Annotated in this window: 14 protein-coding genes; 5 read left to right on the forward strand and 9 right to left on the reverse strand. The window is 33.5% G+C overall.

All coding sequences use genetic code 11. The features are described 5' to 3' along the window. Window positions 1–4 precede the first annotated feature (4 nt). The 9 genes from groL to miaB form a co-directional block, all read right to left on the reverse strand. The gene (groL, locus tag GFJ94_RS10460; RefSeq protein WP_153201477.1) at window positions 5–1,630 is read right to left on the reverse strand and encodes a chaperonin GroEL; all 1,626 of its coding nucleotides are present in this window, start codon (window positions 1,628–1,630) and stop codon (window positions 5–7) included. 36 nt (window positions 1,631–1,666) lie between these two features. Further along, window positions 1,667–1,942, reverse strand: coding sequence for a co-chaperone GroES (groES, locus tag GFJ94_RS10465; RefSeq protein ID WP_153201478.1), 276 nt, complete (start codon window positions 1,940–1,942; stop codon window positions 1,667–1,669). Between the two features lie 139 nt (window positions 1,943–2,081). After that, the gene (secG, locus tag GFJ94_RS10470; protein WP_162523851.1) at window positions 2,082–2,447 is read right to left on the reverse strand and encodes a preprotein translocase subunit SecG; all 366 of its coding nucleotides are present in this window, start codon (window positions 2,445–2,447) and stop codon (window positions 2,082–2,084) included. Further along, entirely contained in the window at window positions 2,447–3,253 is an 807-nt protein-coding gene (locus GFJ94_RS10475; protein WP_153201480.1) for a tetratricopeptide repeat protein, read from the reverse strand. Before GFJ94_RS10475 ends, secG begins: the two co-directional genes overlap by 1 nt. A gap of 14 nt (window positions 3,254–3,267) precedes the next feature. Further along, window positions 3,268–3,771 (reverse strand): LptE family protein, encoded by a 504-nt coding sequence (locus tag GFJ94_RS10480; RefSeq protein ID WP_153201481.1) that lies wholly within the window; start codon window positions 3,769–3,771, stop codon window positions 3,268–3,270. Continuing rightward, window positions 3,771–5,030 carry a sigma-54-dependent Fis family transcriptional regulator gene (locus GFJ94_RS10485; protein ID WP_153201482.1) on the reverse strand — a complete coding sequence of 420 codons (1,260 nt, stop codon included), beginning with the start codon at window positions 5,028–5,030 and terminating at the stop codon, window positions 3,771–3,773. The genes GFJ94_RS10480 and GFJ94_RS10485 overlap by 1 nt, the downstream gene beginning before the upstream one ends. A gap of 84 nt (window positions 5,031–5,114) precedes the next feature. Further along, a complete protein-coding gene (locus tag GFJ94_RS12745) occupies window positions 5,115–5,288 on the reverse strand; it encodes a YcxB family protein (RefSeq protein WP_162523852.1) in 174 nt (57 codons plus the stop codon). Between the two features lie 12 nt (window positions 5,289–5,300). Then, window positions 5,301–5,618, reverse strand: coding sequence for a hypothetical protein (locus GFJ94_RS10495; RefSeq protein ID WP_153201483.1), 318 nt, complete (start codon window positions 5,616–5,618; stop codon window positions 5,301–5,303). A gap of 20 nt (window positions 5,619–5,638) precedes the next feature. Continuing rightward, window positions 5,639–7,087 (reverse strand): tRNA (N6-isopentenyl adenosine(37)-C2)-methylthiotransferase MiaB, encoded by a 1,449-nt coding sequence (gene miaB, locus GFJ94_RS10500; protein ID WP_153201484.1) that lies wholly within the window; start codon window positions 7,085–7,087, stop codon window positions 5,639–5,641. 266 nt (window positions 7,088–7,353) lie between these two features. Between miaB and topA the strand changes: the two genes are divergently transcribed. The 5 genes from topA to gldM all read left to right on the forward strand — a co-directional run bounded on the left by topA (window position 7,354) and on the right by gldM (window position 14,809). Further along, window positions 7,354–9,855, forward strand: coding sequence for a type I DNA topoisomerase (topA, locus tag GFJ94_RS10505; protein ID WP_153201485.1), 2,502 nt, complete (start codon window positions 7,354–7,356; stop codon window positions 9,853–9,855). Window positions 9,856–9,858: 3 nt separating this feature from the next. Then, window positions 9,859–11,007 carry a formimidoylglutamase gene (locus GFJ94_RS10510; RefSeq protein WP_153201486.1) on the forward strand — a complete coding sequence of 383 codons (1,149 nt, stop codon included), beginning with the start codon at window positions 9,859–9,861 and terminating at the stop codon, window positions 11,005–11,007. Window positions 11,008–11,163: 156 nt separating this feature from the next. After that, window positions 11,164–12,546 (forward strand): gliding motility lipoprotein GldK, encoded by a 1,383-nt coding sequence (gene gldK, locus GFJ94_RS10515; RefSeq protein WP_153201487.1) that lies wholly within the window; start codon window positions 11,164–11,166, stop codon window positions 12,544–12,546. Window positions 12,547–12,598: 52 nt separating this feature from the next. Beyond that, entirely contained in the window at window positions 12,599–13,228 is a 630-nt protein-coding gene (gldL, locus tag GFJ94_RS10520) for a gliding motility protein GldL (RefSeq protein WP_153201488.1), read from the forward strand. Between the two features lie 51 nt (window positions 13,229–13,279). Further along, window positions 13,280–14,809, forward strand: a complete 1,530-nt coding sequence (gene gldM, locus GFJ94_RS10525; RefSeq protein WP_153201489.1) for a gliding motility protein GldM — start codon at window positions 13,280–13,282, stop codon at window positions 14,807–14,809. Window positions 14,810–14,814 lie beyond the last annotated feature (5 nt).

Raw genomic sequence — 14,814 nt, forward strand, 5'->3', positions numbered from 1 at the left:
AATATTACATCATGCCAGGCATTCCTCCGCCCATTGGCATACTTGATGATTCTTCTTTGATATCGATTAAAGCACATTCAGTAGTTAAAATCATACCAGATACTGAAGCAGCGTTTTCTAAAGCTACACGAGTTACTTTTTTAGGATCTATAATTCCAGCCACTAACATTTGAACGTATTCTCCTGTTTTTGCATTGAATCCGAAATCGGCTGTTCCTTCAGTAATTTTTGCAATTACTACAGAGCCTTCTCCACCTGCATTTTCAACAATAGTTCTCAAAGGAGCTTCTACTGCTTTATTTATGATTTGAATTCCTGTTGCTTCGTCTGCGTTTTCTGCTTTGATGTTTGCTAAAGCGGCTTTTGCTCTTACTAAAGCAACACCACCACCAGCAACAATTCCTTCTTCCACTGCTGCACGAGTTGCGTGTAAAGCATCATCAACACGGTCTTTTTTCTCTTTCATTTCTACTTCAGAAGCCGCTCCAACATATAAAACTGCTACACCACCAGCTAATTTAGCTAAACGCTCTTGTAGTTTTTCTCTATCGTAATCAGAAGTAGTTGTTTCAATTTGCGATTTGATTTGGTTCACTCTTGCTTTGATGTTTTCTGTATCACCAGCACCATTTACAATTGTAGTATTGTCTTTGTCAATTGTAATGTTTTCTGCTGTTCCAAGCATGTCTAAAGTTGCGGTTTCTAATGCATAACCACTTTCTTCAGCAATTACTGTTCCTCCAGTTAAGATAGCAATGTCTTCTAACATAGCTTTTCTTCTGTCTCCAAAACCTGGTGCTTTTACAGCTGCGATTTTTAAACCACCACGTAATTTATTTACTACTAACGTTGCTAACGCTTGTCCGTCAACATCTTCTGCAATAATTAATAACGGTCTTCCAGATTGTGCCACTGGTTCTAAAACCGGTAATAATTCTTGTAAATTTGATATTTTTTTATCGTATAATAAAACGTATGGATTGCTTAATTCAGCTACCATTTTATCTGCGTCAGTTACGAAGTAAGGCGACAAATAACCTCTGTCGAATTGCATTCCTTCTACTACATCAACATAAGTGTCCATTCCTTTTGCTTCTTCAACTGTAATGACACCTTCTTTTCCAACTTTTGAAAAAGCGGTTGCAATTAAATCACCAATTGTATCATCGTTATTAGCCGAAATAGACGCTACTTGTTTAATTTTTTCTGAAGAATCACCCACAGCTACCGATTGTTTTCCTAATTCAGCAACAATGGTTTCCACAGCTTTGTCAATTCCTCTTTTTAAATCCATTGGATTAGCTCCAGCGGCAACGTTTTTCAAACCTTCTTTAACGATAGCCTGAGCTAAAACCGTTGCAGTAGTTGTTCCGTCTCCAGCTAAGTCATTGGTTTTAGAAGCTACTTCTTTTACCATTTGAGCTCCCATGTTTTCTAATGGATCTTGTAATTCGATTTCTTTTGCTACAGAAACTCCATCTTTAGTTACTGTTGGTCCACCAAATGATTTTGAAATAATTACATTTCTTCCTTTTGGTCCTAGAGTTACTTTTACTGCATTTGCTAATGCATCAACGCCACGTTTTAAACCATCGCGAGCTTCAATGTCGAATTTTATATCTTTTGCCATTTTAATTTTGTTTAAATGTTATTGATTAATCTGTGATTAAAGAATTGCGTAAATTTCGTCTTCTCTCATAATCAGGTAATCTTTACCTTCAAATTTGAATTCTGTTCCCGAATATTTACCATATAAAACGGTATCTCCAATTTTTACCGTCATGGTATAGTCTTTTTTGCCATTTCCCACGGCTACAACAGTACCTTTTTGTGGTTTTTCTTTTGCAGTGTCTGGAATTATAATTCCTGAAGCTGTTGTAGTTTCTGCTGCCAAAGGAGCAATTACTACACGATCTGAAATAGGTTTAATGTTTAATGACATGATTATATGTTTTATTTATTAAAATTAATTTGTTGTTTGTTGTTTTTCAGAAATTGTGCCAAAGCGATTTTCTGACAATTTTTCTGTAAAAAAAATGCCAGCACTGACATGCTGGCATTTTTATCTATTTTATCAATTCTTATTTTGCAGAATCAGTTGCAACTGGTGCTGGTGTTGTAGCAGGAGCAGCTTGTTTGGTAGATTCTGGAGTTGTAGGAATAGTAGTTGTGGGAACAGTTGTTTCGTCTTCTCCTAAAACTTTAGAACCAGATGCAGCTCCATTAAAACTTAAACTAGAAAGTAAGATTAATGCAATTAAAATTCCTCCTAATGTCCAAGTACTTTTATCTAAAAAATCTGTTGTTTTTTGAACTCCACCTAATTGTTGAGAACCACCAAATGAAGAAGATAAACCTCCACCTTTAGGGTTTTGAACCATAATAGCTAAGATTAATAAAAAACAAACAATTGTTATCGCAATTAAAAAACCTGTGAATCCCATAATTAATTATTATTTTGTTGTAAATTTTTGATTTCATTTATTCGGTCTGCAAAGAAACTACTTTTTTCTGGATATTTCAAAATTAATATTTCATAAGCTTGTATCGCTTTTGTATATTTTTTTTGTTCCAAATACACTTTAGCTAATGTTTCTGTCATTAAGTGTGTTGGCTCTTCAGTGCTTTTGCTAATATTTGCAGGCGGTTTGGTCGTTTCTTTTACTGGAGCAATTTTTGGATTGGCTTCAATAAATTTATCGATTATATCTATTTTTTTTTGCTTCTCAGGGTCTTTTGAAGTGCTTTTTTCTTCAATTTCACGATTAATTGGGTTAAATTTTGTCAATTGCAACCATTCTTGAAACGAATGTCTTTCAGTAGGAGTAAAAGGTAAAGGTTTACCAATTTCTAATTTTTCTTCTGAAGTTGGTTTAATTATTTCAAGCTCAATTTTTTCTTCTTTAGTTGCAATAGTTTCTATTTGAGGCAAAACAATTACTTCTTCCATATGATGCACTTCAATATCTAACAATGATCTTTGAATTTTATCAATTTTTTCTTGTTGGATTGCGGTGAAATTATCCGAAGTAATAAACTCAAATAAAATCGTTCTATCAGTTGTATAAGCTGCTGTTTTTTTTAATTCGTAATTGTATCTAAAACTTTCCTGATTGAATAATCCTTTTAAATGTAATGTTCGTGCTGCCTGAAAATACGGAAACTGCAAAACTACATTCTCTAAAGCAATAGTTTGCTTTTCGTTTATAGTTTCGGGCTTATTTAAAAGATATGTTAAATCGGATATGTTCAAAATTCACAAATTAATTACCATTTAGCTAATGATTCGTTGAAAACATCTTGCGTAATTCGCTCAAAAATCACATCTAATGCCGTTGTTAATTGTGAACCAACTAATTGCTGATTGGCATCGAAATCATAAAAGAATGTGAAGCGTTTTTCAAAATTATCGTCTTCTTTATTGCGATTTGTAAAACGAACCATTACTGTTACTGTTAATCTATTTTGTGCTGCTCTTTGATCTGCAGTAGCTGTCATTGGTGTAATACGATAATCTACGATTTCTCCTTCGTAAATTAATTCACCACCTTGAGAAACTAAATTTAGATTCGTTTGGTTTTGGATGATATCTTGTAATTCTAAAGTGAAAGTTCTTTCTATTCCAGGCTCAATTAAAGGAGCATTATTTTGAAAGTAATTTACTTGAAATGTTTTAGCATCAACAGGTTTTGCACCAGTAAAATTATAAACTCCACAACTGTTTAGAAGTAGTGAAATAGTGATGCTAAAAACAATTATTAAATATCTCATTATAAATCGTATTGTTTGATTTTTCTATAAAGTGTTCGTTCCGAAATCCCTAATTCATCTGCTGCTGCTTTTCGTTTTCCTTTGTTTCGGTCTAACGATTTTTTGATTAATTCAATTTCTTTTGCTTCTAAACTCAAAGTTTCTTCTTCGTCAACAGTTTCAGCAAATAGATAATTCTCATCATCATCGTCTTCAAACTCTTCTTGCATCAGATTATTTTGATTCGGAAGCATTTCCACTCTTGGTTTTTCTTCAAAAATAGCATTTTCTTCGGGTTTACCGTAAATTTTCTGAATTAATCCTTTATTTGCTTCTTGCACTTTTGAACTTCCGTTTTGCATCAATTCCATCGTAAGCTTTTTCAAATCGTTCAAATCGCTTTTCATATCAAAAAGAACTTTATACAAAATTTCTCTTTCGTTACTAAAATCACTTTCCGATTTTTTAGTTCCAATTACCGAAGGTAAATTTGCATTTTCCTGAGGTAAATAGGAGTGAAGCGTTTGCAACGAAATCTCACGCTTCGTTTCTAAAACTGAAATTTGTTCGGCTACATTTCGTAATTGACGAATGTTTCCGCTCCATCTGTATTTAATCAACAATTGAATGGCGTCGTCATCTAATTTAATAGGAGGCATTTTATATTTGTGCGCAAAATCGGCAGCAAATTTTCTAAACAACAAATGAATGTCATCTTTACGTTCGCGAAGCGGTGGCAACATAATGTCAACCGTACTCAAACGATAAAATAAATCCTCACGGAATTTGCCTTTTTCAATCGCATCAAACATATTCACATTAGTAGCAGCTACAATACGAACATTTGTTTTTTGTACTTGCGAAGAACCGACTTTAATAAATTCCCCATTTTCTAAAACACGTAATAAACGTACTTGAGTGGTTAAAGGTAATTCACCAACTTCATCTAAAAATATAGTTCCGCCATCGGCAACTTCAAAATATCCTTCACGTGTGTTAGTTGCTCCAGTAAAAGAACCTTTTTCGTGACCAAAAAGTTCACTATCAATTGTTCCTTCAGGAATTGCACCACAGTTTACTGCAATGTATTTCCCATGTTTTCTGTGCGAAAGCGCGTGAATGATTTTTGGAATACTTTCTTTTCCAACACCACTTTCACCTGTTACCAATACCGAAATGTCCGTTGGAGCAACCTGAATGGCTTTCTCCACGGCACGATTGAGTTTTGGGTCGTTCCCAATAATTTCAAATCGTTGTTTTATAGCTTGTACTGATTCCATTTTTTTAGTTTAAAAGTTTAAGGTTTAAAGTTTAAAAGTTTCTTCACAATCTTGTCATTCTGACGAAGGAAGAATCTCATAAAATTATTTTAAACTCTTTTTAATGTTTAATGAACTTAAAAGTTCTTTTAATTCGTTATATTGATTGTCTACAAGGTCTGATTTTATAATAACTTTAGCTTGCTTTTTTTGTATGAAAATTAAAAACCATTTATTAGTTTCTTTGATATTATAAATTTCTTTCCAATCGTATTTTATATTATAGGTTTCTCAAATTTCTTCAAAAAAAGAATTATTGAACTTCATTGTTACATCCTCTTTTAATTTAGGATTTTGTAATGATTTTTTTGTTCTTAAATAAATTAAATAGATTGCTATTAATGGATATAGAATAAATATCAAATGCACTGGCTCAAACAAAAGTTCATTCATAGTTCCCAAAAGAATGTTGGCTAACATTAATAGAAACATGATAATGATAAAGAATGAAAATATTTTATATGGTAAAGTAGAAAAAGCAAGATATAAATTTACTTTAAAATATTCTTTTAATTCATATTTTGGTTTTATTATAATTTCTTTTTCCATTTAATCCGTGGCTTATATTCTTAGTTCATTACAGTTGAGTAACCAACCGCTTCTCCAATTAATGTTGCAGCGGTGCAATCTGTGATTTTTACTAGTACGAATTCGCCTACTTTGTAATTTTCTTTTGGAAAAACCACTACGGTGTTTTGGGAGTTTCTTCCACTCCAATGTGCGTCAGAACGTTTTGATTCTTTTTCAATCAATACTTCTACTTCTTGTCCAATGAAACGTTGCGTTCTTTCTAATCCGTGTTTTTGTTGTAAATCTACAATTTCGGTTAACCTACGTTTTTTGACTTCTTCTGGAACGTCGTCTTCCATTTTTCTGGCAGCTAATGTTCCTGGACGTTCTGAATATGCAAACATAAATCCGAAATCATATTTTACATATTCCATCAAACTCAAAGTGTCTTGATGATCTTCCTCTGTTTCTGTAGGGAAACCAGCAATCATATCTTGAGACAATGAAATATCTGGAATAATCGAGTATATTTTATCAATCAACGCCATGTATTCTTCACGGGTGTGTTGACGATTCATTTCTTTTAGAATTCTTGTGCTTCCACTTTGAACCGGTAAATGAATGTAATTACAAATATTATGGTGTTTTGCCATGGTTTCAATCACTTCAACGTGCATGTCTTGCGGATTCGAAGTAGAAAATCTAAAACGCATTTTTGGGAACAATGTCGCACATTTGTCTAACAATTGAGCAAAATCAACTGCTGTAGCTTTTTGGATTTCTGTAGCTTTGTCGTAGTCTTTTTTCAAACCACCACCATACCAAAGGTAACTGTCTACGTTTTGTCCTAATAAAGTAACTTCTTTGAAAGCTCTATCGTATAAATCTTGAATTTCGTCAATAATACTTTGTGGTTCACGGCTACGTTCACGGCCACGTGTAAAAGGAACAACGCAAAACGTACACATATTATCGCAACCTCTTGTAATCGAAACGAAAGCATTAACACCATTACTATTCAAACGAACAGGTGAAATATCGCCATACGTTTCTTCCTTTGAAAGAATTACATTGATGGCATCTCTTCCTTCTTCTACTTCAGCTAATAAATTTGGTAAATCTTTGTAAGCATCTGGTCCAACCACCATGTCTACAATTTTTTCTTCCTCTAAAAACTGACTTTTCAAACGTTCCGCCATACAACCTAAAACCCCAACTTTCATGGTTGGATTGATTTTTTTAACCGCATTGTATTTTTCTAAACGTTTACGAATCGTTTGTTCTGCTTTATCGCGAATAGAACAAGTGTTTACCAAAACTAAATCGGCATCTTCTAAGTTTTGAGTTGTATTATATCCGTTTTCATAAAGAATAGACGCCACAATTTCGCTGTCCGAAAAGTTCATTTGGCAACCATAACTCTCTATAAAAAGTTTTTTTGTATTTCCTTCTTTTTGGTCAAGCACTAAACTCTGACCTTGTTTTTTCTCGTCAATTTCCTTTTCCATATAAAGATTTCCTTTAAATCATTCCGAAGTTTCGGATTGCAAAGATAATACTAAATTATAAAATCTGACAAGATGGCAGAAAAGGTTTAACATGAAATTTTTAAATTATTTTTTGTTCTAATTCTAAGTAGCTGTTTTTTGTGGTTTTTACACCTATATATATAGGAGTAAATTATGTTATAAATGAATTAATTATTGGTAAAAATGCGTTCAAGAAGGTGAAATTTAAAAAAAACCTATACTTTTGCGATTCAAAAAAATGTGAAATGGCAAAGAATTTAGTAATCGTTGAGTCACCAGCTAAGGCAAAAACCATCGAGAAATTTCTGGGAAGTGAGTATCAAGTAGAGTCGAGTTACGGGCACATTGCCGACTTACCTTCAAGAGAAATTGGAGTAGATGTAGAAAATGATTTTAAACCTAAATATGAAGTTTCGGCTGATAAAAAAGCATTGGTGACCAAATTAAAAGGATTAGCTAAAAATGCCGAAATGGTTTGGTTAGCTTCCGATGAGGACCGAGAGGGAGAAGCAATTTCTTGGCACTTATCTGAAGAGTTAAATTTAAAACCAGAAAAAACAAAACGTATCGTTTTTCACGAAATTACGAAAACGGCGATTCAAAAAGCAATCGAAAACCCAAGAGGAATTGATTACAACTTAGTAAATGCACAACAAGCGCGTAGAGTTTTAGATAGATTGGTAGGTTACGAATTATCGCCTGTGCTTTGGAAAAAAGTAAAAGGTGGATTATCAGCTGGTCGTGTGCAATCAGTTTCTGTTCGTTTGATTGTGGAACGTGAGCGTGAAATTCAAAATTTCAATCCAGAAGCTTCTTACAGTATTACAGCTGAATTCACTAACGAAGCTAAAAAAACATTCAAAGCGAAATTACCTAAGAACTTCGCAACTAAAAAAGAAGCGGAAGATTTCTTAACTAAAAATATAGGTTCATCATACAAAGTAGGAGATTTAGAAACCAAACCCACAAAAAAATCACCAGCAGCACCTTTTACCACTTCAACGTTACAACAAGAAGCTGCAAGAAAGTTGTATTTACCAGTAGGAATTACGATGCAAATTGCACAACGTTTATACGAAGCCGGACTTATAACTTATATGAGAACGGATAGTGTAAACTTATCGCAAGAGGCAATGGCGGCAGCTCAAGCCGAAATTACAAGTTACTACGGAAAGGAATTTTCTAAACCAAGAAATTTCAATACTAAGTCAAAAGGAGCACAGGAAGCGCATGAGGCAATTCGTCCAACGGATATGTCGCGTCACACAGTTGATATTGATAGAGACCAAGCACGTTTGTATGATTTAATTTGGAAAAGAACATTAGCATCTCAAATGAGCGATGCCGAATTAGAGAGAACTAATGTAAAAATCGAAGCGAGCAATCATTCGGAAACTTTTTCAGCAACTGGAGAAGTTATTAAATTTGAAGGTTTCTTAAAAGTTTATTTAGAAGGAAACGATGACGACGATGAAGAACAAGAAGGAATGTTGCCTGCTTTAAAAGTAAACGAAAAACTTACGAATAATTACATCATGGCTACGGAACGTTTTTCGCGTCCACCAAGTCGTTACACAGAAGCTTCTTTGGTGAAGAAATTAGAAGAATTAGGAATTGGTCGTCCATCAACTTATGCGCCAACTATTTCTACGATTATTGCCAGAACCTATGTTGAAAAAGGAAGTTTCGAAGGGCAAGAAAGAAAATACACGCAAATAGTTTTAAAAAATAGCGAAGTAAAAGCGCAAGTTTTAACGGAAAATGTAGGTTCAGACAAAGGAAAGTTAGTTCCAACAGATATCGGAATTATCGTAAATGATTTCTTGGTAAAAAACTTCGGAACTATTTTAGATTATAATTTCACAGCAAAAGTAGAGCAAGATTTTGACGAAATTGCAGAAGGAAAAGTGGATTGGGCTAAAATGATGAATGATTTTTACAAACACTTTCATCCAAATGTAGTTGATGTTGAAAAAAATGCAGATAGAGAAAGTGGTGAACGTATTTTAGGAGTGCATCCTGTTTCAGGAAAACAAGTTTCAGTTCGTTTAGGAAAATATGGAGCGATGGCTCAAATTGGTGATATAGATGAAGAAATCAAGCAATTCGCAAGTTTACGTCAAGATCAAAATATTGGAAATATCACGTTAGAAGAAGTATTGAATTTATTCTTACTTCCAAAACAATTAGGTACATATAAAGGAGAAGAGATTGAAGTGAACAATGGTCGTTTTGGACCTTATGTAAAATTTGGAACTCAATTTATTTCGTTACCAAAAGGCGTTGATCCAATGGATGTAACCATGGAAACGGCTCAAGTTTTAATCGATGAGAAAGTTCAGGCTGATGCTCCAATTGGAACTTATGATGGTTTGCCAATTCAAAAAGGAGTTGGGCGTTTTGGTCCTTTCATCAAATGGAACGGAATGTTTATCAATGTGAATAAAAAATACAATTTCGATAATTTATCGCAATCAGATTTAAACGAGTTAATCGAAGAAAAACAACAAAAAGATATTGATAAAGTACTTCATGATTGGAAAGAAGAAGGTATTAAAGTAGAAAAAGCACGTTGGGGTCGTTCGGTAATTACAAAAGGGAAAATCAAAATTGAATTAAGTAAAGATGTTGATGCTTCAAAATTAACTTTGGCGCAAGTTCAGGAAATGATTGAAAAGAAAGCTCCAGCTAAAAAAACGGCAGCTAAAAAAGCACCTCCGAAAAAAACAACCGCAAAAAAGAAATAATCAATGGTTTTTGATTTTTTACAACCCGTTTCAGCTTCAGTTGAAGAATTTATTTCAAAATTATCTAATCAAACATTAGGAAAAAAAGTTGCGTTGCATACTCAAACTGATTTTCCTGTTTTAGAAGGCGTTTCTATTGCTGTTTTTACCGTTAATGAACATAGAGGCAATAATAAAGAGAATGAGGATTATTCTTTTGAAGCCTTCAGAAAAAAGTTCTACGGAATGTTTCCAGGGAATTGGAATACTTCAATTGTAGATTTAGGAACTATTGAGTCAGGAGCTAGTATTGAAGATGCTTATTTTGTGGTAAAAAGTTTGATGGCGGAGTTAATCAAGAAACAAATTATTCCAGTTGTCATTGGAGGAACTCAAGATTTGACTTATCCAATGTATCGAGCTTATGATAATTTAGATCAAATGGTAAATTTGGTTTCGGTTGATAACCAATTTGATTTTTCTAAAGAGAATAAGTTAGATAAAGATGCTTATTTATCAAAAATTATTGTTGAAGAGCCTAATAATTTATTTAATTTCAGTAACATAGGCTTTCAAACGTATTTTAATTCGCAAGAAGAAATAGATTTAATTGAGAAATTATACTTTGAAGCGTATCGTTTAGGAGAAGTTTCAAATAATATAGTGGTTGCAGAGCCTGTTTTTAGAGATGCAGATTTAGTGAGTATCGATATGAATTCAGTGCAATCTTCTTATTCTGGTAATTTTGAAGAGTTTAATCCGAATGGATTTACAGGAAAGGAAATATGTGCTTTGGCGCGATATGCTGGAATAAGTGATAAAGTGACATCATTTGGAATTTTTAATTTTAATCCGAATAGTCAAGAAGTTGTTTTAACGGCTCAGATGTTATGGTATTTTATTGAAGGTTTTTGTTTTCGTTCTAACGAATATCCGTTTGGGACAAAAGAAAACTATATCAAGTATATTGTACCAATAGAAGACGAAGAATTAATCTTTTTTAAGAGCAATAAAACTGAAAGATGGTGGATAGAAATACCGTTTTTAACAAATGTTAATAATAAATTAAAAAGAAATACGTTATTACCTTGCACACATGAAGATTATTTAGCAGCTTGCGAGCAGGAAATTCCAGAAAGATGGTGGAAAGCCCAAAGAAGGAATATTTTGTAAAAGTCGTTATTTTTCAAAGTGTTAAAGCAATGTTAATGCAGGTGTAATGCTAAAATTTAATATTTTTTGCACGTTTTTTAAAAAAATGTTGTTTTTTTCAAAATTATTGAATAGGTTTACGCCCTTAAATAGAAATTACATTTAACCCAAGTTTATATGAAGAAGTTTGTTGCATTTTCAGCAATTTTGTCATTATTTATCAGTTGTGGTAAAGGCGATAAAGGAGAATTAGTAGGAGTGAAAGGAAGGAAATGGCATCCCGAGAAACCTTATGGTATGACGTTAATTCCAGGTGGAGCTTTTACTATGGGTAAAGCCGATGATGATTTGGCTAATATTCAAGACGCACCTACTAAGACAACTACAGTACGTTCATTTTATATGGATGAGACTGAAATTACTAATAGTGAGTATCGTCAGTTTGTTGAATGGGTAAAGGATTCAACTATCAGAACAAGACTAGCTATTCTTGCAGATGAGCAAGGTCAAAAGCCTGGTTCTGGTGGAGGAAAGGGTGGAAGTATTGGTGATTTTGCCTTTGCTGATGTAGACCCAGAAAAAATGACTCCTTACGATAAGTATATGTATGAGAATTATTACAGTGTTGGTACTGATGATGATATTTATGCAGGTAGAAAGTTGAATAAAAAAATCAAACTTATTAAAGAACCTGGAAAATATCCTGATGAACATTATGTAGAGGTAATGGATTCCATGTATTTGCCTGAGTCTGAGTCGTATAATGGTTTAAAAACTATTGATGCTACTAAACTTAAGTTTAAATACAATCAAGTAGATTTGAATAAAGCGGTAAAGAAAAAAGGGCGTAAAAACTTTTATGAAGATGCACCGCCAATCGAAATTTATCCTGATACAACTGCTTGGATTAAAGATTTTGCATATTCTTATAATGAACCAATGCATAATGATTATTTTTGGCATCAAGCCTATGGGGATTATCCTGTAGTGGGTGTTTCATGGAATCAAGCTAAAGCTTTTTGTGCATGGAGAACTATGTATAAAAATTCACACATTAAAAAGAAAAAAGGTAGAGATCAAGTAAATTCATTCCGTTTGCCTACAGAAGCTGAATGGGAATATGCTGCAAGAGGTGGAATTGAAGGAGGTACTTATCCTTGGGGAGGTCCTTATGCTAAGAATGACAGGGGTTGTTTTATGGCTAACTTCAAGCCAAATCGTGGGGATTATGCTGCTGATGGTGCCTTATATACTGTGGAAGCAAAATCATATGAACCTAATGATTTTAATTTGTATAACATGGCTGGAAATGTTTCTGAATGGACTGAGTCTTCTTATTATGCAGAAGCTTATGAGTTTGTTTCTACAATGAATCCACATGTAGCTGATAAGAAAAATCAAAGAAAAGTAGTTCGTGGAGGTTCTTGGAAAGATGTTGCTTATTTCTTGCAAGTTTCAACTCGTGATTATGAGTATGCTGATTCGGCAAGAAGTTATATAGGTTTCAGAACCGTTCAAGATTACATGGGAACTGATGCAACGGGTACCCGTCCAAAATAATTTAACCAATTTTATTAATATAATTAACTTAACTAACTAAATTTTATTTATTATGGCAATTTTAAGCAAAAAAATGATGGGATTCCTTTACGGAATGGGAGCGGCAGTAGTAATCGTTGGAGCATTATTTAAATTAATGCACTGGCCAGGTGCTGGACCAATGCTTGTGATTGGTTTATTAACTGAGGCGTTAATCTTCGCGTTATCAGCATTTGAACCAGTAGAACATGAATTAGATTGGTCTTTAGTTTACCCTGAATTAGCAGGTGGTGAAGCTAAAGCAAAAGATAAAAAAGAAAACCCAGCTGATGCTCAAGGTTTATTATCTCAAAAATTAGATAATATGTTGAAAGAGGCTAAAATTGATGGTGAATTAATGGCAAGCTTAGGAAACAGTATTAAAAACTTCGAGGGTGCTGCTAAATCAATTTCTCCTACTGTAGATGCTATGGCAGGTCAAAAGAAATATGCTGAAGAAATGTCTACAGCTGCAGCTCAAATGGAAGCTTTAAATAACTTATACAAATTACAATTAGATAGCGCTTCAAGAAATGCTACTGCAAATCAAGAAATTGCTGACAATGCAGCTAAATTGAAAGAGCAAATGCAATCAATGACTTCAAACATTGCATCTTTAAATGCTGTTTACGGAGGTATGCTTACTGCTATGAGTAACAGATAATTAGTTTTATCAAATTAAATAATTATTAATTAAAACTAATTTAAAGAAAAAATGGCAGGAGGAAAATTAACCCCTAGACAGAAGATGATTAACCTAATGTACTTGGTTTTCATCGCAATGTTGGCATTAAATATGTCAAAAGAAGTATTAACGGCTTTTGGTAATTTTAATGACAAATTCTCAGAATCTAATAAATTAACAGAGCAGTCTAATGCAACTTTATTATCTGCTTTAGATACAAAAGCATCGGATGAGCCTGCAAAATATGCTGAGCCAGCAAGAAAAGCTAAAGATGTTGCAAAAATCTCTAAAGATTTTGTTGCTTTCTTAGAAACGGTTAAAGCTGAAGTTACAGAAGGTATTGAACCAGATGAAACAGGTAAATTACCATTCGAATCTATGGACAAATCTACTATCGACGAAAAATGGTTTGCTGGTGATGGATATAGCCCAAGAGGTACAGAAATTGTTACTAAAATTGACAAGTATGTTGCTGATGTTAAGAAAGTATTAGGTAATGACGTAAAGTATATTCCTTTTATTAAAGAAATAGAGAAAAAATTCTCAACAGCTGATATCGCAAATAGAGAAGGTGTAAAACAAAAGTTTTTAGATTATAAAACAAAAGGTTTCCCTGCAGTATCTACTTTAACATTCTTAACTGCTATGCAAAATGATGTTAAAAATACTGAAGCTGGAGCATTCAACTTATTCTTAGGTAATGCATTACAGTCAGCTGCATCTATGAAAAACTTTCAAGCTATTGTAGTTTTAGACAAAAATGCATATTTCGCTGGTGAGCAAGTTACTGGTAAAGTGGTTTTAGGTCGTTATGATGCAAATACAGTTCCTACATCATTCAAAGGGCCTGGTAAAATTGAAAACGGTCAAGCTGTTATTTCGATGACTGCTGGTGGAATTGGTGAACAAAATATCTCTGGTGAATTTGGTTTCTTAGAAGATGGTAAAGAAGTTCCATTAAAATTCGAAGGTAAGTATGTTGTTGTTCCTCGTCCTAACCAAGCTATTATTTCAGCTGACAAAATGAACGTTGTTTACCGTGGTGTTCCTAACCCTATTTCTATTTCAGTTCCTGGTATTGCTTCTAACAAAGTTAATGCTAGTGCTCCTGGAATGTCGAAAGTAGGTGATGGTAAATTCATGTTAAAACCACAATCTGGTGCTGAAGTTAAAATTAACGTTAATGCTACAATGCCTGATGGTAAATCAATGTCTAGTGCTCAAGTATTTAGAATTAAAGGTTTACCTGCTCCAACTGGAAAAGTTGGTGGTTCTGAAAAGAATAAAGGTCCAAAATCTAACTTAGGAGTTTGCTCAATAACTGCTGTTATGGAAGATTTTGATTTCCCTGTTACTGTTAATGTAACTCAATTTAACATTAAAGTACCTGGTCAACCAACAATTGTAGTAAATGGAAATAGAATGGATGCTAGAGCTAAATCTGCCATTGCAAAAGCGCAAAGAGGTGATGTTGTAGTTATTTCTGAAATCAAAGCTAGTTTTAGTGGTATTGATCAGATGGCTAAGAAAGTATCAATTTGTACTTACGAAATACAATAATATAA

The sequence above is a fragment of the Flavobacterium sp. LMO8 genome (assembly GCF_009495755.1).
Classification (GTDB): Bacteria; Bacteroidota; Bacteroidia; order Flavobacteriales; family Flavobacteriaceae; genus Flavobacterium.

What these genes read in the sequence shown, in the direction of transcription:
- groL (WP_153201477.1), bottom strand. Translation starts at nt 1,630, where the DNA reads ATGGCAAAAGATATAAAATTCGACATTGAAGCTCGCGATGGTTTAAAA.
- groES (WP_153201478.1), bottom strand. Translation starts at nt 1,942, where the DNA reads ATGTCATTAAACATTAAACCTATTTCAGATCGTGTAGTAATTGCTCCT.
- GFJ94_RS10480 (WP_153201481.1), bottom strand. Translation starts at nt 3,771, where the DNA reads ATGAGATATTTAATAATTGTTTTTAGCATCACTATTTCACTACTTCTA.
- GFJ94_RS10485 (WP_153201482.1), bottom strand. Translation starts at nt 5,030, where the DNA reads ATGGAATCAGTACAAGCTATAAAACAACGATTTGAAATTATTGGGAAC.
- GFJ94_RS10495 (WP_153201483.1), bottom strand. Translation starts at nt 5,618, where the DNA reads ATGGAAAAAGAAATTATAATAAAACCAAAATATGAATTAAAAGAATAT.
- miaB (WP_153201484.1), bottom strand. Translation starts at nt 7,087, where the DNA reads ATGGAAAAGGAAATTGACGAGAAAAAACAAGGTCAGAGTTTAGTGCTT.
- topA (WP_153201485.1), top strand. Translation starts at nt 7,354, where the DNA reads ATGGCAAAGAATTTAGTAATCGTTGAGTCACCAGCTAAGGCAAAAACC.
- GFJ94_RS10510 (WP_153201486.1), top strand. Translation starts at nt 9,859, where the DNA reads ATGGTTTTTGATTTTTTACAACCCGTTTCAGCTTCAGTTGAAGAATTT.
- gldK (WP_153201487.1), top strand. Translation starts at nt 11,164, where the DNA reads ATGAAGAAGTTTGTTGCATTTTCAGCAATTTTGTCATTATTTATCAGT.
- gldL (WP_153201488.1), top strand. Translation starts at nt 12,599, where the DNA reads ATGGCAATTTTAAGCAAAAAAATGATGGGATTCCTTTACGGAATGGGA.
- gldM (WP_153201489.1), top strand. Translation starts at nt 13,280, where the DNA reads ATGGCAGGAGGAAAATTAACCCCTAGACAGAAGATGATTAACCTAATG.